Source organism: Acetobacterium wieringae (genome assembly GCF_023700225.1).
GTDB classification, from domain to species: domain Bacteria; phylum Bacillota; class Clostridia; order Eubacteriales; family Eubacteriaceae; genus Acetobacterium; species Acetobacterium wieringae.
The window spans coordinates 1,879,392-1,902,321 of the sequence record NZ_CP097897.1 but is presented as its reverse complement, the minus strand read 5'-3'; the positions used below and the strand labels follow the sequence as shown (position 1 = coordinate 1,902,321).

The window sequence follows — 22,930 nt, the reverse complement described above, 5'->3', positions numbered from 1 at the left end:
AAAGAAGCAGTCCCAATTAAAAAAGGCCAGCAGCAACCGACCGGTGATTGTCCCGGCAAGCAAAGCAATGAAAAGAGGGTACATTTATGGAAAGATCGCAATCAATTACCGCCAATCATCAAATCCGGATGACCATCGTCGGCCTCTGTCTTCTGGGAACGATATTTGTGGCGGTGTATTTTAATTACTTTAAAGGCATTGATGTGGTTTACACCCACCTCTTTTATGTGGTGATTGTGCTAGTCGGTCTCTGGTACAAACGCTACGTCATTCAGGTGGCGATTTTTCTGGGGGGCTTCCACATCATCATGGATTATCTCAGTCAGGGAGCATTCTTGATGGCGCCGATTCTGCGGGCCAGCATCCTGCTGTTTGTCGCCTCGGGGATTTATTTTCTGATCAACCAGTTAGAAAGCAGTCACAAAAATCTCGACCGGGTGATGAAAAGCGTCGGTGATGGCATTATCGTGGTTGATCTGGAGAAGCGGGTGACGCTGCTCAACCGGGTCGCCGAAGAACTGACCGGCTGGTCAAGTGACGAGGCCCAGGGAAAACGGTTCGAGCTGGTTTTTCAGCTGTCCCATGAGAATCCCGAATATCAGGTTTCCAATCCGGTGGATGAGGTCCTAAAAACTGATCACAGCACCGTCTCATCCCACCATGCCGTGATTACGGACCGCCAAGGCCATTGCTTTCATATCGAGGACAGTGCCACCCCGGTAAAAGACGGAGACGGGGCAACCACCGGGGTGGTGCTGATCTTTCGGGATGTTTCCGAGCGGGTGGCGCAAAATAAACGGATTGAATACCTTAGCTACCATGATCACCTGACCGGCCTTTATAACCGCCGCTATTTCGAAGAGGAACTCAAGCGGATCGATGGCCGCCGTCATTTTCCGCTATCGATTATCATGGGCGATATCAACAACTTAAAAATGATCAATGATGCCTTTGGCCACCTGACCGGCGACCAGGTGATCTATGCTGCCGGTAAAATGCTCAAAAATTCTGTCGCCCCAACGACGTGGCGGCCCGCTGGGGCGGCGATGAATTTGTATTGCTGCTACCAAATACCGATACAGAAACCACCGCCAAAATCGTCGAGCGGATGAACCAGGCTGTGGCCCTGGCCCCGGTTGATCAGGGAATGCTTTCAATGGCCTTTGGCTGGGACACAAAAAAAAATCTGTCCGAAGATGTCCTGGCTGTTTTTAAGAACGCCGAAAACTACATGTATAAACATAAACTACAGATGAAACCCCAGGTTCGGGACACGACCATCCACCTGATTATGGCATCGCTTTATCAGAAATGCGGGGCTGAGAAAAACCATGGCAAGATGGTCAGCCAGTATGCCCGGCAAATTGGAGAGGCCATGGGGCTGGGCGAAAAAGAGCTGGCAGCTCTGGAATGGGCGGCCCGGCTCCATGATATCGGCAAGGTCACCCTGGCCCCGGGCCTGCTCGATAAAACCGGGACCTTGACCCCGGAAGAATGGCTGGCGATTAAACGCCACCCGGAAATCGGTTACCATATTACCAACATTGCCGCCGATATGGTAGAAATTGCCCTAGCCATTCTTAGCCATCACGAATGGTGGGATGGCAGTGGCTACCCCAAGGGTCTGTCTGGCCAAAAAATTCCTCGGCTGGCCCGGATTATCGCCATTGCCGAAGCCTATGATGCGATGGTCAGCGACCGGCCCTATCATCCGGCCCTGTCTCCCAGTCAGGCGGTTCATGCCATCGTTCATGGCGCTGGTACCCAATTTGACCCGACCATTGCCGGGGTTTTTGTAAGCAGGGTGCTGACGGAGCAAACGGGATGCGGGCAAAGGCAAATTTAGTCATGTTTACAATAAATATCGAATCGTGAGCTGAAAACGGTTGAAATGGCGTTGTTTTAATAGTATACTAATGTCAGGAAAGTGTTTATCTGAATCGATAAAATCAATTACTAAATCGACAAACTTTGGAGGGAAAAGATGTTAAAAAATTACATGGAGGATGCGGTTGATTCATTTTTACCACACATGCTCAAACAGTATCCGGATATTTGCCGCTGCGAGCTGTGTGTTGAAGATATTAAAGCGATTGCCCTGAACAAGCTAAAACCCGCTTATTTTGTGACTCATGAAGGGCTCTTGTTTTCTAAAATCGATGAAATGACGACCCAACATAAGGCCGATCTGACCAGCGAGCTGACCCGGGCCATTGATATCGTCTCAAAAAATCCCCGTCATCCCAAACAATCATAAACCGCTGCCCAACAATAAAAAGCCAGCATCTCAAACCTCAGGGTCTGAAATGCTGGCTTATTTTGTTTGTGATCCGATACGTTTTATAAATCGAAGGCCTGGGCGGTAGCTGTCACTGCCAGATCCTTGTCTTTTTCGGGAATGATACAACTGATCCGGATTTCGGAGGTGGTAATCATCAGCATCTGGATGTTGTTATCGGCCAGCAGGGAAAAAAACTTGGCGGCGACGCCGGACTGGCTGCGCATCCCGATCCCAACCACTGAGAGCTTGGAAACCTGTTCGTTGATAATCACCCCGATGCCAGGGTGTTTGTCCTGAAAAGCGGCCAGAACTTTCTTGGCATCAGCCAGATCGGAAGCCGGGGCGGTAAATGAAATATTGATCAGGTCATCGATCGGGGCGCTTTGGCTGATCATATCGATGTTAATGCTTTTGGTGGCAAATTGACTAAAAAACTGGGAGGTGATGTTCCGGTCAAAGGGAACGTCACGGATGGTGATCATAATTTCGTCATTGTCAATGGCCACGCCGGTGATGGATTGTCCTTCCATGTTGTTTTCTCCTTTTGTAATGATGGTACCGGGAATTTCCAGTTCGCTGGAGGCGACCCAGATGGGGGTATCGTACTTGCTGCCCAACTCAATGGCTCGGGGATGCATGACCCCGGCGCCGAGGCTGGCCATTTCCAGCATTTCTTCGTAAGATACAGTGTCGAGCTTCTTGGCCTGGGGATAAAGCCGGGGATCAACCCCGTAGATGCCTTCGACATCGGTGTAGATTTCGCAGGGGGCCTCAAGCACACAGGCCAGCGCCACGGCACTGGTGTCCGACCCACCCCGGCCAAGGGTGGTGACATCATCATTTTCATTGACGCCCTGAAACCCGGCAATAATGACAATTTTATCGTCGTTTAACGATTCTAAAATCTTGGTGGTGTCAATTCCTTCAATCCTGGACTTGGTATGGCGGCCGCTGGTGCGGATGCCGACTTGAGGGCCGGTAAAGGAAATGGCGTCGTGACCCAGGGCTTGCAGGGCCATCGACAGCAGCGAAATGGAAATCTGCTCGCCGGTGGACAAAAGCCGATCCAGCTCTCGCTTGGGGGGGGTGGGGTTGATGTCATAAGCCAGCTTGACCAGATCATCGGTGGTTTTGCCCATGGCGGAAACCACCACAACAACCTGATGGCCGCTTTGTTTTTTGGCAATGATGCGCTTGGCAACATTTATAATCCGTTCGGTGGAACCTACTGAGGTTCCGCCGTATTTCTGCACAACAATATTCATGTGATGAACCTCTAAATCAGTAGCAGCTATGATAAGTCGACTGTTATGTGATCCTTTCTGTTAATGGTGTGGGGAGCGATGTGAAATACCGTACCGATACGGTTCTCTGTAATTCTTACACGGAGGTCTTAAGATCGGGGGTTGCATCTTAATACCGTACCGACCAATTATTAATCTGTTGTTCGCTGCGGAATCGGACAGGTTTATCAACCTGTTCGCTCCGATGCGAACAACATGATGTAACAATTGTCGGTACTACTTGGGTATAATACAAAACGTTTCACGATTCAAGGTAAGAATTAAAAACAGTGTTTTCTTGTTAACGGTACTGGTGCGTGCTTTTTTTTAGGCGCTTACAGCTAGACTCAATTGCCTGGATAGGGGTTTCATAATCAATTTCGTAACGTGTAGGCGAACTGGCGATAGCCTGTACGCCGTACAGTGTAGAAATTGCTTTATGAAAACCAGTAGCTAGGCTAACAGTACTTAATATAAGCGCCTTGAGGGCCATGGTCGTCAACTAGTCGTTGACGACCATGGCCATGTCATAGCGGCCAGGGGCCTGGCCGACCAGGAATTGGGCGGCTTTGACAGCGCCTTCGGCAAATACTTTTTTGGACAGGGCAATGTGGTTGACTTCGATGATTTCGTCATTACCGGCAAAGATCACCGAGTGTTCACCCGGGATGGTGCCGCCAAGGATGGCGTGGATGCCCAGCTCGTTGTCGCTGCGTTTGGCATCCCGGCCGTAACGGCCGTAAGTGTAGTCTTTTTTGGTGGCCAGACCGTCGTTGATAGCGTCGGCCAAAAGCAGGGCGGTGCCGCTGGGGGCATCCAGCTTTTTATTGTGGTGCTTCTCAATAATTTCAATGTCAAAGCCTTGCTCCAGTTTGGCAACCATTTCGGTCAGCATCTTGGCAATCAGGTTGATGCCTAATGACAGGTTGGCAGTTTTAAAGACCGGAAATTCCTTGGCCCCTTCATCAATGGCGGCCAGATCAGCCTCAGACAAGCCCGTGGTGGCGATCACAATCGGGATTTTGTGGCTCCGGGCAAAGCCGAAAATGGCCGGGAAGGCCGCAAAGTGAGAAAAATCGATAATTACATCGATCGCCTCGTTACATTTGGTCAGATCATTGTAAACCGGAAAGGGCAGGGTGGTCAGCGCCTGCTGATCAAAGCCCGCCACCACCTGGGTGTCGGGGTTGGCGGCAATGATCTGCTGCAGGGTGCCACCCATGGCGCCGGAGACGCCGCTGAGTAAAATATTGATCATTGCGACCTCCTATAGTAAACCATAGGTTTTTAAATCGGCAGTTAGTTTGGCTTTATTGGCTTCTTCCATCTCAATCAGTGGCAGTCGCATTTCACCGGAATCCAGACCCATCAGGCCCATGGCGGTTTTAACCGGAATCGGGTTGGTTTCATAGAACATTGCCAGGTTAACCAGGTTGGTTTTAAACTGCAGTTCCCGGGCCCGTTCGATATCCCCAGCCATAAAGCTAGCCACCAGCTCGTGCATGTCTTCAGGGATAATATTGGCCGAGACCGAGATCACACCCTTGCCGCCAACCGCCATAATTGGCAGAACATGGTCGTCATTACCGCTGTAAATGTCAATGTCATTGCCGCAGACCCGGGCAATTTCAGTGACCTGGCTGATGTCGCCGCTGGCTTCTTTAACCGCCGCCACATTGGGGATCTTGCTCAGCTCTTTAATGGTGGCTACCGAGATGTTCATGCCGGTACGGCTGGGGACATTATAGATGATCACCGGAATCGTGATGGCATTGGCAATGGCCGTGATGTGGGCGATGATGCCCCGTTGGGTCGATTTATTGTAATAGGGGTTGATAATCAGGCAGGCATCAGCACCAGCTTTTTCGGCTTCCTGGGATAGCATGATCGAATAGGCAGTGTCATTACTGCCTGTTCCGGCCACAAAGGGCACCCGGCCGTTGATGTATTTACCGGCATCCCGGAGCAGCGCCAGATGCTCATCATCAGTCAGGGTTGAGGTTTCACCGGTGGTGCCGGCAATCAGAATGGCATCGGTTTTCTTTTCTATCTGCCAGTCAATCAGCTTATGAAAGCGTTCAAAATCAACTTTCCCATCTTTAAACGGGGTCACCAGGGCGACACAGCTTCCTGTAAAAATACTCATTTCAATCTCCTTTGATTGTGGTTTTTGTGTATAATACCGTACCGACCAATTGTTAATCTGTTGTTCGCTGCGGAATCGGACAGGCTTTGCCGTGTCCGCTCCGATGCGTACAACATGATGTAACAATTGTCGGTACTGGGTTAGTGTTCTAATCTATGTTCGTTAACGAGCATAACCTTGATTGCTTTGATGCCGGTATTCAGAAACAGTTTCGTAACGTGTAGGCGAACAGGCGGTAGCCTGTCCGCCGTACAGTGTAGAAACTGTTTGCTGTATAGCGGTAGCAAAGCCAACGGCACTAAATTAATGAGCCTAGATCAGGCCCCGTTTAGCCAGTTCGAAGGCGATTTGGACGGCGTTGGAGGCGGCGCCTTTGCGGATGTTGTCGGCGACGACCCAGAGGTTCAGGCCGTTGGCGATGCTTTCATCGCGGCGCAGTCGGCCGACATAGACCTCATCGGTGTTTTCAGCGGTGCGGGCCAGCGGGTAGACGTTGTTGGCCGGGTCATCCTGGAGGACAATCCCCGGGGCGTCGCTGAAAAGCTTGCGGACGGCGTCCAGCTCGAAGGGTTTTTTCAGCTCGACGTTGACGCTTTCGCTGTGGCTGTAGAAAACCGGCACCCGGACCGTGGTGGCGGTGATCCGCAGGCTGTCGTCATGGAGGATTTTGCGGGTTTCGTTGATCATCTTCATTTCTTCCTTGGTATAGCCATTGTCGAGGAAGGAATCGATGTGGGGCAGGACGTTATAGGCAATCGGATGGGGGTAGAAGGCATTGGCTTCGCCCTTGATTCCGCCTTCCAGATCGGCATAGCCCTTGACCCCGGAACCGGACACGGCCTGGTAGGTGGAATAGACAATCCGGTCGATACCGAAGGCATCATAGAGTGGTTTTAAAGCCACCACCGCCTGGATCGTCGAGCAGTTGGGATTGGCAATGATGTTTTTATGCCAGTCCAGATCTTCGGGGTTGACTTCCGGTACCACCAGGGGGACGGTTGGGTCCATCCGGAAGGCGCTGCTGTTGTCAATGACGATGACGCCTTTAGCTGCCGCCACCGGCGAGAATCGTTCACTGGTGTCACCACCGGCCGAGAATAGGGCAATATCAATATCCTGGTCAAAGGCTTCATCACAAAGCTCCTGAACCACGTAGGGTTTTCCGTTAAAAATAATTTCTTTGCCAGCCGATCGTTTCGATGCCATCGGATACAGGTTCTTGACCGGGAACTTAAGTTCCGCCAGGACCTGAAGCATTTTCTGTCCCACCATACCGGTGGCGCCAACAACTGCAACATTATAAGATTTCATAGTACCTCCAAAAATTGAAATTATAGTTAATTGCGAAAGTGCCGTGAGCTTTGGATTCAGTTTCCCACGAAACAATTGCTACACTGTACGGCGTACAGGCTATCGCCAGTTCGCCTACACGTTACTCAATTGTTTGTGGAAACTGAACCCAAAGCAATCATTGTTAGGTGTTTATCCCTTTCGCAATCTTCCATTTGAAATTAAAAAAAAGCCGGTAACGGGTACCGGCTAAAAAACAAAGAAAACACTCAAAAAAGCTTCCATTGGGTTTTAGATAGCACTCCATCATTAAAAAATGATGACAGTCTCACTGCTCTTAACAGTAAGCCCAGGAACAAGGTTGGCAAAACATGATCCTTCGGCGAGCTTTCCTTTCACAACGTGTCATCCCATTAGCCATGGTCACCGCCGTTAATCTTAAAGTCCGCACCTCTATCGTTGTATTCGATTCTGACCATTGTAACAATTATTCCTGGTGATTTCAAGGGAAAAATATAAATAAAATAAAAAAAAGCAACGTATTGGTTAAAATACGTTGCTAAGGTTGGCTCTAAACTACCGTACCGACCAATTGTTAATCTGTTGTTCGTCGCGGAATCGGACAGGCTACGCCGTGTCCGCTCCGATGCGTACAATATGATGTAACAATTGTCGGTACTACTTTAACTTTTTGATAGATAGAGTAACGTACTGTTAAAATACGTTGCTAATTTTGCTTAAACTATTTTGTCAGATCAACCGCGTCGATGGCGTCATTGATTGATTTAATCAAGTTGTCAACATCAATCCCGTGGGCCAATGCGCCTTCTTCAATACTTTCAAAACGTGCCGCCATACAACCAAAACAATGCATGCCATAAGCCTGGAAGACGTTGACAGAATCCGGATATGCGTTAACGGCATCAAGGATACCCATATCTTTAGTAACTTTCATTTTTTTCACCTCCGCAAAGTGTTAATCACATTTGACATATGATACATTATAAAACTTAAAAAAAGATTTTACAAGTTAAAAAGAAATAAAAGTCGTTGACTTGCTAAAATTGCAGTCTAGGGTTATAATACTAACATAGGGGAATTTTATAGTAAAGGGGTGGATTATTGTGATAGTTGATAAAGTAATCGTTGATAACAAGGCCGGACTCCATGCAAAACCAGCCTCTCTTTTTGTCCAAAAAGCCAATGAGTTTAAAAGCGAAATCTATATCAAAAAAGAAACAACCCGGGTTAATGCCAAAAGCATTATGGGTGTGATGATTTTAGCTGTTCAAAAAGGTGACGAGATACAAATCGAAGCGAATGGCGATGACGAAAAGCGGGCCATTGAACAATTGAAACAAATGATTGAAAATCGTTTTGATTTTGTGGATGAAGTTTAAGATAATAAAAATCTTTTAAAAACAAAAATTCAGAAACCATGGCCGGATAAAGTATGAATGCAAATTCATGCTTTTCTTTTTTCGGGAAAAACTGGCGTAAGCTCAGTGTTAATTTTTAAAACAACAAAAAACTATGAATTTTTAAGAGTATATTTGGAGAACAACATGAGAAAACTACTGATTGCAATATCTTTTTTTACCCGCATCCCAATCAAGCTTAATGATGTCAGTGCCGAGGAGTTTTATGAGTCGATGATTCTGATTCCTCTGGTGGGGGTTTTTATCGGGGTGGTGCTGTATGGAGCGGCCCAGCTGTTTTCATTGATCCACTTTGTTCAGCTGCAGGCGCTGCTGATGGTGATTGCCTATATCTGGCTTACTGGCGGCCTTCATCTGGACGGCTTTGCGGATACCACCGACGCCCTGTTCTCAGCCCGGGATCGGGAAAAGATGATGGAAATCATGAAAGACAGCCGCCTTGGAGCCTTTGGCGCCATTGGACTGATCCTGATTATTTTAACCAATTGGATGGCTTATACGATGATTCTGCCGGAATACAGCAGTGCCCTGCTGGTGATGCCGGTGTTTGGTCGAACGATGGCGATCATGTCGACCTGCTTTTCGACCTATGCCCCTGGCGGTGGCGGTTTGGGCAAACGCTTTGTGGAAATGACCCAGCTCCACCATTTTATTATCTATCTGGTGCTGCTACTGGGTTATGCCACCCTGATTCTGGGTCTGCCAGGACTACTGACAGCGGTGATTTGTCTCTTGCCAGCGCTGCTATTGATGAAAAATCTCCAGCACAAAATCGGCGGGATGACAGGTGACACCATCGGGATGACCATTGAACTTAACCAGACCTTTTTTATGGTGGTCTTTGCAATCATCCTGATTAACTTCCCGGCATATTTCAATCTTTTTAGCGGTTTAATATAAAAAATGTGAAAAATTATTAAGAAAGGGTATGAATGAATAAGTCAAGCAAGGATTCCGGGCAAAAAGTCCGAGCCGATAAAACCCCCAAAGAAAATAAGGGGTTCCTGCCAATGTCCAAAAAAGAAATGCAGGCCCAGGGTATTACCCAATGCGATTTTATACTCGTGACTGGCGATGCCTATGTCGATCATCCCTCCTTTGGGGCGGCGATTATCGGCCGGGTGCTCCAGTCCCGGGGTTTTTCAGTGGGGATTATTGCTCAGCCCAAGTGGCAGGAAAACGCCGATTTTATGCAGCTGGGCGCCCCCCGGCTGGGGTTTCTGGTCACTGCTGGCAACCTTGATTCGATGGTCAATCATTTCACCGTCAACAAAAAACGCCGCCAGGAAGATGTTTATGCCCCCGGAGGTAAAGCCGGACTGCGGCCGGATCGGGCCACAATTGTCTATTGCGGCAAGATTCGTGAAAATTTTGGTGAAATCCCGTTGATTATTGGTGGAATCGAAGCCAGCCTGCGGCGCTTCGCTCATTACGATTACTGGCAGGAGAAAGTAAGACGGCCGATTCTTTTTGATTCCCGGGCCGATCTGCTGGTCTATGGCATGGGCGAACGGGCGATACTTGAGATTGCCGAAAATCTGGAAGCTGGCATTCCGGTACATCAGCTGACCCATATCCGGGGCACAGCGGTAATCAGCCGGGAAGCCGGGGAAGGCGTTATGCTGCCGTCCACCGAGAGTGTCAGCGCCGATACAAAGGCCTATACCGAGGCGACTGCCCAGATTTATCAGAGCAATAATGCCCATGACCCACAGGTCTATATTCAGCCCACCGGCAACCGTTATCTGTGGCAGAACCCGCCCCAACCGCCGCTTTCCCAGGCGGAGTTTGATGATCTGTATGATCTGCCCTTTACCTATCGCTGGCATCCCGCCTATGATCCGGTCGGGGGTGTGCCGGGGCTTAACGAAGTCAAGTTCAGTATCACTGCCAACCGGGGCTGCTATGGCAACTGCACCTTTTGTGCCCTGGCCATACATCAGGGCAAATATGTCCAGATGCGCAGCCGCGATTCAATTGTCCGGGAAGCCAAACGAATGACAAAAGAGCCTGATTTTAAGGGCTACATCCACGACATCGGCGGACCGACGGCCAATTTTTCCCATCTGGCCTGTAAAAAGCAGGCAGTCCGGGGTTACTGCAAAGATCGGGAGTGTCTGGCTCCAACCCCCTGCAAAAACATTGATCCCAGCCACAAGCCGTATCTGGAGACACTCCGGGCAGTCCGGAAACTGCCGGGAATCAAGAAAGTGTTTATCCGTTCGGGAATCCGCTATGATTATCTGGCGCTGGACCCGGACAAGGCTTTTTTTCGGGAATTGGTGGAGCACCATATCAGCGGCCAGCTGCGGGTGGCTCCGGAACATGTATCCGATACGGTGCTTGCTCACATGGGCAAACCGGCCTTTAACGTCTATGAAAACTTTGTCCGGCAGTTTAGACAGATTGATGGGCAGCTGGGCAAAAACCAGTTTGTATTGCCCTATTTCATTACTGGCCATCCCGGCTGCACCCTCCAGGATGCTGTCAAGCTGGCGGAGTACATCCGGGAGATGGGCTTTTTCCCGGAACAGGTTCAGGATTTTTACCCGACACCGGGTTCGGTGGCAACGGCCATGTACCATACTGGTGTCAACCCGCTGACGATGGAAGCGGTTTATGTACCCAAGGGCCGGGAAAAAAACATGCAGCGGGCGCTGGTGCAGTATAACAAACGGGAGAATTATCTGCTGGTGCATGAGGCCCTGACCAAAGCCTATCGGGACGATTTAATCGGCACAGGGAAAAAAGCACTGATTCCGGCTAAGGTAAAAAAATCCGAATCGCAGTCACCCCAGGCTAAAAAAACCAATAAAACCAGACCTGCCAAGCCAGCTCAGGCAAAGCAATCAAAAATAAATCAAAAAGATAAAAGCAGAGGTAAAAATGGAAAAAAAATTAACAGAATCCATTGAGGATTATATCGAAACCATTTATCTGGAGAGTCAAAAACACGGCAAAGGGGTACGGATTACCGATGTTGCCCTGGAACTCAAGGTCAGTAAGGCCAGTGCCAATGATGCGGTTCGCAAGCTTAAGGAATTAGGCTATGTGGAACATGAACGCTATGGCCAGATCTATCTCACCGAAACTGGAAAAAGCCGGGCGGTAAAGGTTTATGAAAAGCATCGGCTGATTACCGAGTTTCTGGTCAAAGCCCTGGATGTGTCCCTGGCCAATGCGGAACAGGATGCCTGCGGTATTGAGCATATTATCTCGGATGAAACCTTCGAAAAAATGAAGGCTTATCTCGAGCAATAAAAAATAAGAAAATTAAGGAAGTAAGAATGAACGAAACAAGCAACCCGTTAGAAGTTGGACAGCAGTATTCCATGGAATTGATTGATATTACCCATAGTGGGGAAGGGGTGGGTCGGCTTGATAACATGATTGTCTTTGTCGACGGTGGCCTGCCCGGTGATGTGGTGGAGGTGGAGATCAAGAATGTCAAAAAAACCTACGCCCAGGGAAAACTACTGTCAATCAGCCAGGCATCACCCGTTCGGGTCACCCCGGATTGTTCCTATTTTGACCAATGCGGCGGCTGTCAGATCCGCCATATGAGTTATCCGGGCCAACTTAAGGCCAAGGCCAAGATGGTGGGGGATGCACTCCAACGGATTGGGGGCTTTAAAGAGCTCGAAGTGGCGCCGATTATCGGCATGGAAGATCCGTTACGCTACCGCAATAAGGCACAATTTAAACTGGATCGCAAGGGAATGGGTTTTTATGCCAAAAGATCTCATCAGCTGGTTCATATTGACGATTGCCTCAACCAGCCGGAATCAGCAGCGGCGGCCATCAAAACCATCAATGCTCTGGTTCAGGAATTGAATTTAAGCATCTATGATGAGCGCACCCACAAGGGTTATCTCCGGGGGGTGTTGCAGCGTACCAACCTCCAGGGCGAAAACATGATCACCCTGATCATTAACGGTAAGGAGTTAAGTCAACGTCAGGCCATTATTGAGGGCATCGTCGCCGGAATTCCCAATGTCAAAAGTATTTACGCCAACATCAACCGGGAAAAAGGCAATGTCATTCTGGGCAAAAAAAGTCTCTGCGTCTACGGGGCGGCCCGACTGGTGGAGCAGATCGGGGATCTCAGTTTTTCGATTTCACCAAACTCCTTCTTTCAGGTCAATTCGCTGCAGACAGAAAAACTCTATGATGCCATCAAGTCGGCTGCTGCCTTGACCGGCACAGAAACCATCTTTGATCTCTATTGCGGTACCGGCACCATCGGGCTTTATCTGGCGGCTCAGGCCAAACAGGTCATCGGGATTGAAAGCGTCGGCGATGCAGTTCTTGATGCCCGGGAAAACGCTGGCCTCAATCAGATCGACAATGCCCGCTTCTTTTTGGGTCGGGCTGAAGATGAAATGCTCAAGATCATCAAAGATGAAGGAGTCAAACCCGATCTGATCGTTCTCGATCCGCCTCGAAAAGGCTGTGACGAATCCTTGCTGCAAGCCATCAGCGAGTTGGGCACCCCCAAGCTTATCTATGTATCCTGTAACCCCTCAACCCTGGCCCGGGATTTAAAGTTTATAACCGAAGCTGGCTATGCTATTAAAACCGTTCAGCCGGTGGATCTGTTCCCGGGAACTGGTCACGTTGAGACGGTAGTATTGATGTCAAGGGTAGATAAGTAAGAGTGTAGAAAAGCCTTGAAATAAAAGCTTTCCGGGATTTCAGAGTAAAAATCTGATGTGTGAAAATCGTGAAAATATCTGTTTGTGGAAACAAGTCCAAAGGCATGATTTTGAACGTGACAGAGCGATTTAGATAACATGGGTTTGCGTGTGGTCGATTTAGATAACATGGACTTGCAGTGGTCGATTTAGATGTTTTTGAAAAATCCGAGGTTATGTGGCCAGAATGGTTACGCAAATCAATCGTGACTTAAAATAATGTGTAAACGGAGGATTCGGATATGAATTTAAATAATGAATGCTGTTGCGGATGCAATACTCAATTAGCAGATCTAACGAAAATAAACAATTGCCCTGCCTGCAATAATGAGGGGATTTCGGTTGGCAAGATAACTGTTGAGCATTTGGTCACTGACGAATACCGCGAGTCTGTAGCAGGAGATCGTTACAGGATTTGCATGAACGATAGCTGTGATGTGATCTATTACGATACGGACAAAGGCGTTAAATTTGTGAAAGATCAAGTTAGGGTCCCTATTTGGTTTAAAAAGGATGCAAACCCCAAGTACGTATGCTATTGCAGCAAAGTCACGGAAGAACAGGTAATTGAAGCAGTGGTTAAGAACGGAGCGAAAACGGTTAAAGAAGTGAATGCCATTACCGGGGCTATGAAAAATTCTAATTGTAAAGAAAACAATCCGCTGGGCGTTTGCTGCCATAAAATTATTCAGGAAGCCATTGATAAAGGGATGGCCATGAGATAAATTGAGCTTAACGAAAAGGAGGATGATCGCAAAAATGGAATATAAAAAGCTACTAAGCCGCAGTGATGACTGGTTGAAATATGCGATCAATCTTCACTTGCTCCATGAGCCAAAGGAAACTCTTGCTGAACTAAGAAATGCAACACTAGCGGATAGCCGTATCCAAAAAGTTCCTTGCGGATGTTTCAGTCTTTCACGGTACTCTAGTAACAAATCATAAAAATCCCGATTTACCGATACACAAGCTGCTGTTTCTGCTGGACCTCGGCTTCGGAGCAGAAGTTCCCGAAATCAATGATGCCATTGATGAAATTCTTAAGCATAAGGATAATCACGGTATTTATCAGTCTATGACCAATGTACCAAAGCATTTTGGCGGAGCGGGTGTGGATGTATTCAGTTGGTGTCTGTGCGATGCTCCGCTACTTCTGCTTGCTCTTTTAAAGGCAGGTGTGGAATACCATGAATTCATCAAGCAAGGAGTTGACCATCTGGTATCTTTATATTGTGATAACGGATTCCCTTGCGCCGTGTCTCCTGAGCTTGGCAAATTCCGTGGTCCTGGGAGAAAGGACGATTGCTGTCCATACGCGACACTGATAATGGCCAATTTATTATCATATATACCGGAGTATAGGGATTCCCAGGTTGCAGTTTCCTCCGTCAAAGTGCTGCTAAGCCTTTGGGAAAACAGCCTTGGTCAGCATCCGTATATGTTCTACATGGGGACGGACTTTCGTAAATTGAAAGCGCCATCGTGCTGGTATGATATTGTCAGTGTAGCCGGAGTACTAAGCAAATATGAGTTTGTGCGGCATGACCTGCGTTATCTTGAAATGATTGCTCACATAAGAAACAAACAAGATAATGATGGTTTTTTCACACCTGAATCTGTATATCTGAAATTGAAAGATTGGGATTTTGGGCAGAAAAAAATGCCATCACCATATTTGACCTATTTATGTTATCGGATTTTTGAACGCTTAGAATTATGATAATCAAGGCACCCTACTTCACAATTCAGTAGAGTGCCTTGTTCGTTTTCAACCTTATTCATTTACATCTACCGTAACTCCGGACTTAAATTCCACGGTGAATTTGTTCTCATAGACAATGACCTTTTCAATCAGCCGCCTGACAAGCGCCTCGTCATATTGGGTCAGGGCGGTTGACTGATCCATCAAAAAAGTACTCATATCGGAAATTCGTTTCTTAACGTCATCCTGTCCGGCGCTTTCCAGTTGAAGTTTTTGTTTTTCATCATGCAAACGGTGAATTTCAGCACCAACTTCTTCATAGTCGGCCTTGGAACTGGCGAGTCTCAAAAGCTCTTGTTGAAGTTCCTGAAGTCGCAATTCAATATCAATCAGGGGTTGATTATTTTCACGGCTGAGGACGGTTTCGATATTATTCTGCAGGGTGGCAAGAAAGGTGTTTTTTTTGCCAAGCGTCTGATTGATAGCGTTGACTAGAATCTGCTCGATTTGGCTTTCCGAAACCGTACGGGCATCGCAGAATAGCCCGGTGTTTTCCAAGCGACTGACGCAGCGCCAAACGACGGACTTTTTGCCGCGGTTGTTCCAATGGACCCTGCGAAAAACTTCACCGCAATTGCCACAAATAATCATGTTTGAAAAACAGTGCGTACAGCTAAAGGTTCGGTTTTTCCCATTCGGACTGGTGTGGACGGTGCGGCGTTGGATCAGTTCCTCCTGCACCTGCATGTAAATTCCCCGCGGGATGATGGCCTCATGGTTATTTTCGACATAATACTGCGGAACGATGCCATGATTCTTAACTCGCGTCTTTGTGAGAAAGTCCGTGGTATAAGTTTTTTGTAGGAGGGCGTCGCCGATGTATTTTTCATTTCGTAAAATCTGGTTGATGTTGCTGGTGTACCATTTTTCTCTCCCGGCGCCATTTTTGATGCCGTCTGCCTCTAAACCGCGGGCAATTTTTAACAAACTGGCACCTTCGAGATATTCCCGGTAGATGCGTTTTACAACCTCAGCTTCCTCAGGAACAATAACCAGCTTTTTATTCTCGTCTTTGGTATAACCGAGGAACCATTTACAGTTGACCTGGATTTCCCCTTGTTGGTAGCGGTATTGTAGGCCCATCTTCACGTTTTGGCTTAACGATTGGCTTTCCTGCTGGGCGAGTGAAGCCATGATCGTGAGCATGACTTCACCTTTGGAATCCGTGAAGTTGATGTTCTCTTTTTCGAAGAATACCGCGATGTTCTTCTCCTTTAGTTGACGGATATATTTCAGGCAATCCAGCGTGTTTCGGGCAAACCGACTGATGGACTTGGTGATGACCATATCAATATCACCAGCCATACACGCATCAATCATACGGTTGAATTCTTCACGCTTTTTGGTGTTGGTGCCAGATATACCGTCGTCCGCATAAATACCCGCCAGTGCCCAGTCCGGATGGTTATTAATGTAGGATGTGTAGTGTTCGATTTGCGCTTCATAGCTGGTGGCTTGCTCATCACTGTCAGTGGAAACCCGGCAATAGGCTGCTACCCGTAACCTCGCATTTTCCTCATCTTCATTTTTGGCTCTGGTTTGCTTTCTAGCTGGAAGTACGGTGACGCTTTTGCTTACATTCATAGCAACTGCAGGGAAGCACCGCAACAAACAGATAGGCTTCGGTGGTATCCCCGGTAAAGGGATCCTGAATCGGAATGGTATTACCGGCCCAGTCAACCTGCATCACATCACCCGGCTTATGCCGGATCCGCATGGTTGCCTTTGTCACTCTGGCCCAATGGCGGTACTTGTCACAGAACTGGGAGTACATATAGGGGGTATCGCCATTGGTGTAACAGGTTTCACAGTATTCGCTCCAGAGCAAAGAAAGATTCACTCCCGGCTTGGCCAGTTCTTTGTGGATGGCGCTGTAATCAGCCTCCTTTCTGTGATTATTTGCTGTCAGCCGATCGGGATAGAAGATGGCCATCAGTACTTCATTGGTTGTCGTTTTGTCCAGGGGCCATTCGATGCCCGATTTGGTTGCGGTTTCAAGCACTTCCCGGATCGTATTTCACGAGCTATGCACGCTTGCAGCAATCTGTCGCTGGGTGTAATTGAGACTGTTCAGTCTCAAAATTTCTCGATAATTCACCATGATTATCGACCTCCTGTAATGATAGTCACACATTTGTGTGCCAACATCATTATAGGATCAATTTATATGAATGGCTCACCTTTCGTTAAGGTGGGTCAGTTCAATCGTGACGCTGGGACGGTTTGACCGTGCAGATGGGATTTCACGGTCGGAATATACAGGCGGCCGTTAAAAACTCCAGGAAGGCTACATCATCAAGCTTATCATTTTGAATCTTGAGTTTTTCTTTGGTGCCGCCCTGGTAGTCGACATTATAAGGGGGGTCCGTTAGAACAAGATCAGCCAGTCGGCCATCCATCAGGGTGTCCATATCTGCTTTGACTGTGGAATCGCCACAGATTAACCGGTGCTTTCCCAATAACCAAACATCACCGGTTTGGGTCATCGGGGTAGTGATCTCATCCAAAGCCTGCTCTGGATCAAAGTCATACTCTTGGGCATCGGGTTCGCCAAAAAGTTCATTGATTTCAGCCAGATCAAAGCCGCTATCATCAAGATCCTTTAGCAGATCCGTTAACAGCGGCATATCCCAATCTCCGGAGAGCTTATTTAGAGCAATATTCAATGTTTCTCTTTTTCTTCATTAATATCCACTATAACGCAATCCACTTCTTTTTCGCTCAGCTGGGTCAGTACCTTAAAGCGCTGATGACCACCGACGACGTTGCCGGTGCGCTGGTTCCAGATAACAGGTTCGACGTAGCCGAATTCCTTAATGGACCGCTTGAGCTTCTCATATTCCGCATCGCCAGGCTTGAGGTTCTTGCATTGTTAATCTAAAGATATTCTGGTATAATATCTTTAGATTAACAAAGGGGGACAATCAAATGCCTAATATCAAATCCAGTACGGATCTAAGAAATAATTACAACGAAATCTCTAAATTCTGTCACGAACACGAGGAACCCATCTTCATCACTAAGAATGGTCAGGGAGACTTGGCTGTCATGAGCATCGAGGCATACGAAATGTTAAACGGCAAGGTTGAACTTTATCGTGCCCTTGATGAGGGTCGAGCTGCCATTAAAGCCGGAAAAAAACGTCCACTGACTGATGTCATAAAGGACCTGCGACAAGAGATAACCGATGGCAACGTATAGCATTGAGATCTCAGAGCCAGCCGAAAACGACCTACGAGACATTGTCCTGTACATCTCGTCACAATTGTCATCACCAATGACGGCCATAAATATGATGGATACGATTGAAGAAGCACTGCTTGGTTTAACCGAAATGCCACAGAAATGTCCGGCTGTTCCTGATGACCGGCTGGCTTCAATGGGGTACCGGAAACTTTTGGTTAAGAACTATGTCGCTTTCTTTACCATCGATGAACAATCCAAAGTTATCAACGTTGAACGAATCCTTTATGCTCGTCGTGATTGGCTTCGTATTTTGTAGTCTTTCACTTCCACCGGCCACCTTCCTGAGCCGTGATAGTGGAGTGACAGCTGCTGCACAACGCCATCAGGTTTTCTTCATCATGGTTGCCGCCTTTGGATAGGGGAGTGATGTGATGAATTTCATGGGCTGGGGTTAGTTTGCCATTCTTTTGGCATAACATACAAAGTGGGTGGGCTTTGATGTAACAATCGCGGATACGCTTCCATGCCCAGCCATAGCGTTTCCGGGTCTCAGGATCGCACTGATACTTATTGTAGTGTTGCTCCGATAATTTCTGATGCTCCTCGCAGAACCGGCCAGCGGTTAATTCTTTACAACTAGGATAGCTTCAAGGGCGTTTAGGCTTTCTAGGCATGGTGTTCGCCTCCTTCAGGGCATAAGAAAAGCCACCATCAGATTTCTCCAGTGGTGGCCTGCGCCTACTTTTTTCACAATACTATTATAACACATTGGGTATTAACATCAACTCTCATTTACTCTCCACTTGCTTCAAATGTGATTTTTTAAAGGTCGTTGAAAAGCATTGACAACCTCACAAGAAAGCGGTAATATAACGCTAACAAATCCCACGGGCCTCTGTCATTGACACGCACACTCGGTGGGCTTTTTATTTTTAAAGAGATTTTTATGAGTAATAAACTCAGAACAACGTTGAGTGACTTCCGATACGATAAAGCATTAATACCAGAACATCGTCCATCACCTCATAGACCAAAAGCCAATCGGGTTCGACATGACATTCACGGCATCCTTTATAATTACCACTTAAATCATGATCACGATATTTTTGTTCCAGAGGTTCATCATCGGCAAGTTTTTCAATAACAGCATAAAGTCGGTCAATATCTCTGCCTTGTTTTTTGGCAAGCTTAAGATCTTTTTTAAACTGATTTGTGAATTTAACTTCGTATTTCATTCTTCCAGTGCAGCTCGCAAATCATCCATATTGGAATAACCTTTGACACTGCTATCTTTGGCCAGTTTTCGACCTTCGGTAATGGCAGCAACTGTTTCCTGATTTGGAACAGACAATTTCATTTCAAAAGGTATCCCATTTTCCCGGATTGCTTGTCTGAGAAAAATATTGATTGCTGTTGTCATGTTAAGACCAAGCTCTCCAAAAATTTTCTCTGCAGCTTCTTTGATATCTTTATCGGTACGAATATTCAAATTTGTACTAGTAGCCATTATAAGCACCTCCTTATCTACCATCATTATAGTTCGAAATGATCATATTGTCAATTCAATGTACGCATCATATACGAACTTATGATGAGCATTAAGGTTTATTTTAAGCTTGAGCTCGTTCATATTTTTCTGCATAAGAAAAGCCACCATAAGATTTCTCCCGTGGTGGCCTGCGCCTATTTTTTCACAATTTGTTTTTAGGACTTGTTGAGTGGTTGATTTAGATGTTTTGTTAACAAGGCCTTTTAAAGAATTTCGAGATCAGAAAGGCAAGTGCTACATGAATTTAGTAGATCAATGTAACTCATCAGATATGGATGAGCTGAGAAAATGGGCAAAAATTCCCGTGGAGATGCAGCAAAGGCTCTTACAAAATGTGTTTTGCTCAAAATGTGGGGTGCCGACAATTGTCGACTATGGTATTCAAAATGATCAATTCGGTTTGGTTCTGCAAGGTCGCTGTAAGTAGTGCGGTGAGAGCGTAGTAAGATTTATCGAAAATGATTAAAGGTAGCCAATAAACTGATAGGGGGTGATTGAAATGAGCAAAATCTCCATTCGTTTTTTTGATGATAAGGAAGTGCAGGCTGTTTGGGACGATCAAAAAGCCAAGTGGTGGTTTTCTGTTCTGGATATCATCGGTGTTTTGTGTGGCGAGGACGACTACACAAAACACAGAAATTATTGGAAATATTTAAAGACGAAACTTAAAAAAGAAAACAACGAGTTGGTTAGTGCTGCTAACCAACTAAAACTGACAGCGGCTGACGGGAAAAAATATCGAACTTGCGAAAAATTTTCCGAGCAAACAGGCAAATCGTTTTATTGCATGGTTTAGCTATAGCGATGAAACGATTGATGGGAAGAGCAAATCAAAGGCATATGCTCTTTTTGATAGTTCCCTGTTTAATACAAGCAAAGAATATATCGCAAGAAACGACTAAACGGTGCACAAATTGTCGGATGAACGAAGTCATCTTTTGATAATATGTTATTGGAAGGGGGGATCAAATGGATTCGTTAAGCAGTATGAATAATGCCTTGACCTATATTGAAAGTCACTTGACAGAGGTGATTGATTTTAAAGAATTGTCAAAAATTGCACTCTGTTCGGAGTATCATTTTAAACGTATGTTTTCTTTTTTATCTGGCATCAGCTTATCTGAGTATATTCGAAGAAGACGGCTGACTTTGGCGGCGTTGGAATTAAAAGATTCAAATTTAAGAATCATCGATATTGCTATGAAATATGAGTATGGATCAGCCGATTCATTTTCTAGAGCCTTTTATTCTGTCCATGGTATTTTGCCGTCTGAAGCAAGAAACGAAAGTGCCCAAATTAAAGCATTTCCCAGAATGACCTTCCAATTATCAATTCAAGGAGGATGTGAAATGAATTATCGGATTGTTGAAAAAGAACCATTTAGACTGGTGGGGTATAAAAAGAGAGTACCAATGGTTTTTAGTGGGGTTAATCCAGAGATTACTAAAATGTATGAACTGCTAACTTCGGAAGTAATTGTTCAATTAAAAAGTTTATCCAATATTGAACCAGCTGGAATGATTAGTGCATCGACGAATTTTTCCGAAGGAAGAATGGAAGAAAAGGGCGAACTGGATCACTACATTGGTGTTGCAACCCCAAGCAATGATGCCGGATATTTTGATAAACTGGAAGTTGAGTCGAATACCTGGGCCGTATTTGAATCAATTGGACCATTTCCTGAAACACTACAGAACATTTGGGGCAGAATATATTCAGAATGGTTTCCGTCATCAGGATATGAATCCGTAAACGGCCCTGAAATACTCTGGAACGAAAGTATAGATTTGCATAATCCTAAATACAGAAGTGAAATCTGGATTCCCGTAAAGAAAAGCAGCAACTAATATTTGAATGTTAATCTGTTTGTTCAATCAAATTATGATAAGAATGCTTATATCGACTTGCTTATGTTGGTCGCCGAGCAGGAAATCATAATCGATAACAACCAGGTTTTATATCCACTGGCCACGTTGCTGGGCTGTGATGACGGTCTGACAGTTGTTGTACGATACTAATAGGTGCTGGTTAAAGATAAACTCAACTAGTCGAGACGATACTAATCTCGATTAGTTGAGTTTTGTTTTTTTGAAAAACTTTACAAAAGTTAGCTTGAATTAATATTTTTAGTGGTGTAGTATTGTCCCTATGACTTGGAAATCGACAGTTTAGTTATGTGAAAGGGAGTAACAATGAATTATAAGATAGGAAAAAGCTCTAAAGCCAATCCCGATGCCGCCGTCACCGAGGCGACCAGTCAGCTGAAAAAGCCTCAGCTGCTTCTGTTTTTTTCAGGGGTGGACGATTTTACCGCCTATGCCAGAGAAATAAAGACCCGATTTCCGGATGCTGTTTCGATGGGCGCTACCACCTTTGCCGCCTTTTGTAAAGATGGGGCGTATAAAGACAGCCTGTTAGTCATCGGTTTTGAAGATGGGATCGTCTGTGAAGCGGGTCTTTTAAAAGATGCAGATAAATATCCGCTAAAATATGTGGAGCAGGTTGAAAAAGCGGCAGCCCGGTTCAATAAACCGCAGAATACCATCTGCCTGGAGTTTTCCAGCGCCCTGATCAGCTGTGAGGAATTGGTTTTGTCAACCCTCAATGCGGTGCTGTCAAAAAAGAAGATCCCGGTTTTTGGCGGCTCTTCTGGTGACCGGGGACGGGCCGAAAAAACCATCATCGCTTTAAACGGTCAGGTCTACCAAGATGCCTGCGTCTTTGTGATGATTGAAAACCTCGGTGGAAAAATCCGTTTATACCGGGAGAATATCTATAAACCGACCCGTCATTATTTTAAATCCACCAAGGTAGATGTGCGCAAACGGATTGTCTACGAATATGATCACAAACCGGCTGCTTCCGTAATGGCTGCCGCCTTAGGTGTCAAGGTCAGTGAATTGCCCAAATATCTGGATAGTTATCCATTGGGCCGGATTATTGGCAATGAAATGTTTATTGTCGCGAACAATCAGGTTGTCAATGGCAGCGGCATGGAATATCATGCCCGCATCTACAACAATTCCCAGATGGTGCTACTGGAGCCTGATGATTATCAAACGGTTCTTCAAAAAACACTTGACAAGGCCCGGCAGGAATGCAGCCGCCCCAGTTTGACACTAATGGTCAATTGTCTGGCCCGTTCGATTCTTTTTGAATCCAATGGTGAGTTAAATCAGTTTGCCACCACAGTCGGAAACGCCCTGGGCAATTATGTCGGTTTTGCAGGCTATGGCGAGCAGCTGAATGAACAGCACTTCAACCAGACTATGGTGCTGGCAGTATTTGAATAGAGTGGG

At 46.4% G+C, this 22,930-nt stretch carries 27 protein-coding genes, 1 pseudogene and 1 riboswitch; of the genes and pseudogenes, 16 read left to right on the top strand and 12 right to left on the bottom strand.

Annotated features, from left to right (window positions below; genetic code table 11):
* Nucleotides 1-86 precede the first annotated feature (86 nt).
* The 3 genes and pseudogenes from CHL1_RS09335 to CHL1_RS09325 all read left to right on the top strand — a co-directional run.
* A pseudogene (locus CHL1_RS09335) lies at nt 87-1,207 on the top strand (sensor domain-containing diguanylate cyclase); the annotation flags it as partial.
* A gap of 24 nt (nt 1,208-1,231) precedes the next feature.
* Entirely contained in the window at nt 1,232-1,846 is a 615-nt protein-coding gene (locus CHL1_RS09330; RefSeq protein ID WP_420840495.1) for an HD-GYP domain-containing protein, read from the top strand.
* Between the two features lie 138 nt (nt 1,847-1,984).
* Nucleotides 1,985-2,257: a late competence development ComFB family protein gene (locus CHL1_RS09325; RefSeq protein ID WP_070372291.1), complete on the top strand. Its 273-nt coding sequence runs from the start codon at nt 1,985-1,987 to the stop codon at nt 2,255-2,257.
* Between the two features lie 83 nt (nt 2,258-2,340).
* On the opposite strand, the gene CHL1_RS09320 is transcribed toward CHL1_RS09325, so the two are convergent.
* From CHL1_RS09320 to CHL1_RS09300, 5 genes are all read right to left on the bottom strand, one after another.
* Nucleotides 2,341-3,546, bottom strand: coding sequence for an aspartate kinase (locus CHL1_RS09320; protein WP_070372290.1), 1,206 nt, complete (start codon nt 3,544-3,546; stop codon nt 2,341-2,343).
* 520 nt (nt 3,547-4,066) lie between these two features.
* Nucleotides 4,067-4,822: a 4-hydroxy-tetrahydrodipicolinate reductase gene (gene dapB / locus CHL1_RS09315; RefSeq protein WP_250932495.1), complete on the bottom strand. Its 756-nt coding sequence runs from the start codon at nt 4,820-4,822 to the stop codon at nt 4,067-4,069.
* A 9-nt stretch (nt 4,823-4,831) separates the two neighbouring features.
* Nucleotides 4,832-5,710, bottom strand: coding sequence for a 4-hydroxy-tetrahydrodipicolinate synthase (dapA, locus tag CHL1_RS09310; protein WP_228879620.1), 879 nt, complete (start codon nt 5,708-5,710; stop codon nt 4,832-4,834).
* 312 nt (nt 5,711-6,022) lie between these two features.
* A complete protein-coding gene (locus tag CHL1_RS09305; protein ID WP_250932493.1) occupies nt 6,023-7,021 on the bottom strand; it encodes an aspartate-semialdehyde dehydrogenase in 999 nt (332 codons plus the stop codon).
* A gap of 267 nt (nt 7,022-7,288) precedes the next feature.
* Nucleotides 7,289-7,464, bottom strand: a riboswitch (Lysine riboswitch).
* Nucleotides 7,465-7,742: 278 nt separating this feature from the next.
* Nucleotides 7,743-7,955, bottom strand: a complete 213-nt coding sequence (locus tag CHL1_RS09300; RefSeq protein ID WP_250932492.1) for a DUF1858 domain-containing protein — start codon at nt 7,953-7,955, stop codon at nt 7,743-7,745.
* Nucleotides 7,956-8,124: 169 nt separating this feature from the next.
* Here CHL1_RS09300 and CHL1_RS09295 point away from each other — a divergent pair, with 169 nt between their 5' ends.
* The 7 genes from CHL1_RS09295 (at nt 8,125) to CHL1_RS09265 (ending at nt 14,853) form a co-directional block, all read left to right on the top strand.
* Nucleotides 8,125-8,400: an HPr family phosphocarrier protein gene (locus tag CHL1_RS09295; RefSeq protein ID WP_148637829.1), complete on the top strand. Its 276-nt coding sequence runs from the start codon at nt 8,125-8,127 to the stop codon at nt 8,398-8,400.
* 165 nt (nt 8,401-8,565) lie between these two features.
* A complete protein-coding gene (cobS, locus tag CHL1_RS09290) occupies nt 8,566-9,339 on the top strand; it encodes an adenosylcobinamide-GDP ribazoletransferase (RefSeq protein ID WP_250932490.1) in 774 nt (257 codons plus the stop codon).
* A gap of 32 nt (nt 9,340-9,371) precedes the next feature.
* Complete coding sequence (locus CHL1_RS09285; RefSeq protein ID WP_250932488.1) at nt 9,372-11,354, top strand: YgiQ family radical SAM protein; 1,983 nt, start codon at nt 9,372-9,374, stop codon at nt 11,352-11,354.
* Nucleotides 11,326-11,700, top strand: coding sequence for a metal-dependent transcriptional regulator (locus tag CHL1_RS09280; RefSeq protein WP_070372282.1), 375 nt, complete (start codon nt 11,326-11,328; stop codon nt 11,698-11,700). Before CHL1_RS09285 ends, CHL1_RS09280 begins: the two co-directional genes overlap by 29 nt.
* A gap of 26 nt (nt 11,701-11,726) precedes the next feature.
* Nucleotides 11,727-13,094 (top strand): 23S rRNA (uracil(1939)-C(5))-methyltransferase RlmD, encoded by a 1,368-nt coding sequence (rlmD, locus tag CHL1_RS09275; protein ID WP_250932486.1) that lies wholly within the window; start codon nt 11,727-11,729, stop codon nt 13,092-13,094.
* A gap of 281 nt (nt 13,095-13,375) precedes the next feature.
* A complete protein-coding gene (locus CHL1_RS09270; RefSeq protein ID WP_186893473.1) occupies nt 13,376-13,858 on the top strand; it encodes a Csac_0668 family 2Fe-2S cluster-binding (seleno)protein in 483 nt (160 codons plus the stop codon).
* A 350-nt stretch (nt 13,859-14,208) separates the two neighbouring features.
* Entirely contained in the window at nt 14,209-14,853 is a 645-nt protein-coding gene (locus CHL1_RS09265) for a hypothetical protein (protein WP_250932484.1), read from the top strand.
* 54 nt (nt 14,854-14,907) lie between these two features.
* Here the strand turns inward: CHL1_RS09265 and CHL1_RS09260 are convergent, their stop codons facing one another.
* The 4 genes from CHL1_RS09260 to CHL1_RS18630 all read right to left on the bottom strand — a co-directional run bounded on the left by CHL1_RS09260 (nt 14,908) and on the right by CHL1_RS18630 (nt 17,683).
* Nucleotides 14,908-16,479 carry a recombinase family protein gene (locus CHL1_RS09260; RefSeq protein ID WP_250932482.1) on the bottom strand — a complete coding sequence of 524 codons (1,572 nt, stop codon included), beginning with the start codon at nt 16,477-16,479 and terminating at the stop codon, nt 14,908-14,910.
* A complete protein-coding gene (locus CHL1_RS09255) occupies nt 16,442-16,897 on the bottom strand; it encodes a hypothetical protein (protein WP_250932481.1) in 456 nt (151 codons plus the stop codon). Before CHL1_RS09255 ends, CHL1_RS09260 begins: the two co-directional genes overlap by 38 nt.
* A gap of 241 nt (nt 16,898-17,138) precedes the next feature.
* On the bottom strand, nt 17,139-17,561 hold the full coding sequence (locus tag CHL1_RS09250) for a hypothetical protein (RefSeq protein ID WP_476723730.1): 423 nt from the start codon (nt 17,559-17,561) through the stop codon (nt 17,139-17,141).
* Nucleotides 17,558-17,683, bottom strand: a complete 126-nt coding sequence (locus CHL1_RS18630; protein WP_476723735.1) for a ParB N-terminal domain-containing protein — start codon at nt 17,681-17,683, stop codon at nt 17,558-17,560. The genes CHL1_RS09250 and CHL1_RS18630 overlap by 4 nt, the downstream gene beginning before the upstream one ends.
* 140 nt (nt 17,684-17,823) lie before the next feature.
* Here CHL1_RS18630 and CHL1_RS09245 point away from each other — a divergent pair, with 140 nt between their 5' ends.
* Together CHL1_RS09245 and CHL1_RS09240 are read left to right on the top strand one after the other, a co-directional pair.
* On the top strand, nt 17,824-18,096 hold the full coding sequence (locus CHL1_RS09245; RefSeq protein ID WP_070372273.1) for a type II toxin-antitoxin system prevent-host-death family antitoxin: 273 nt from the start codon (nt 17,824-17,826) through the stop codon (nt 18,094-18,096).
* Nucleotides 18,083-18,397: a type II toxin-antitoxin system RelE/ParE family toxin gene (locus CHL1_RS09240; protein WP_148637100.1), complete on the top strand. Its 315-nt coding sequence runs from the start codon at nt 18,083-18,085 to the stop codon at nt 18,395-18,397. The genes CHL1_RS09245 and CHL1_RS09240 overlap by 14 nt, the downstream gene beginning before the upstream one ends.
* A gap of 4 nt (nt 18,398-18,401) precedes the next feature.
* Here the strand turns inward: CHL1_RS09240 and CHL1_RS18625 are convergent, their stop codons facing one another.
* The 3 genes from CHL1_RS18625 to CHL1_RS09225 form a co-directional block, all read right to left on the bottom strand.
* Nucleotides 18,402-18,560, bottom strand: coding sequence for an HNH endonuclease (locus CHL1_RS18625; protein ID WP_476723729.1), 159 nt, complete (start codon nt 18,558-18,560; stop codon nt 18,402-18,404).
* A 480-nt stretch (nt 18,561-19,040) separates the two neighbouring features.
* Entirely contained in the window at nt 19,041-19,316 is a 276-nt protein-coding gene (locus CHL1_RS09230) for a type II toxin-antitoxin system YafQ family toxin (protein ID WP_070372270.1), read from the bottom strand.
* A complete protein-coding gene (locus CHL1_RS09225; protein WP_070372269.1) occupies nt 19,313-19,588 on the bottom strand; it encodes a type II toxin-antitoxin system RelB/DinJ family antitoxin in 276 nt (91 codons plus the stop codon). The genes CHL1_RS09230 and CHL1_RS09225 overlap by 4 nt, the downstream gene beginning before the upstream one ends.
* A gap of 211 nt (nt 19,589-19,799) precedes the next feature.
* Here CHL1_RS09225 and CHL1_RS09220 point away from each other — a divergent pair, with 211 nt between their 5' ends.
* From CHL1_RS09220 to CHL1_RS09205, 4 genes are all read left to right on the top strand, one after another.
* Nucleotides 19,800-20,057 (top strand): hypothetical protein, encoded by a 258-nt coding sequence (locus CHL1_RS09220; protein ID WP_250932479.1) that lies wholly within the window; start codon nt 19,800-19,802, stop codon nt 20,055-20,057.
* A gap of 63 nt (nt 20,058-20,120) precedes the next feature.
* A complete protein-coding gene (locus tag CHL1_RS09215; RefSeq protein ID WP_250932477.1) occupies nt 20,121-20,426 on the top strand; it encodes a hypothetical protein in 306 nt (101 codons plus the stop codon).
* Between the two features lie 173 nt (nt 20,427-20,599).
* Entirely contained in the window at nt 20,600-21,478 is an 879-nt protein-coding gene (locus tag CHL1_RS09210) for an AraC family transcriptional regulator (protein ID WP_250932475.1), read from the top strand.
* A gap of 345 nt (nt 21,479-21,823) precedes the next feature.
* A complete protein-coding gene (locus tag CHL1_RS09205) occupies nt 21,824-22,924 on the top strand; it encodes an FIST signal transduction protein (RefSeq protein ID WP_250932473.1) in 1,101 nt (366 codons plus the stop codon).
* The last annotated feature ends 6 nt before the right edge of the window (nt 22,925-22,930 follow it).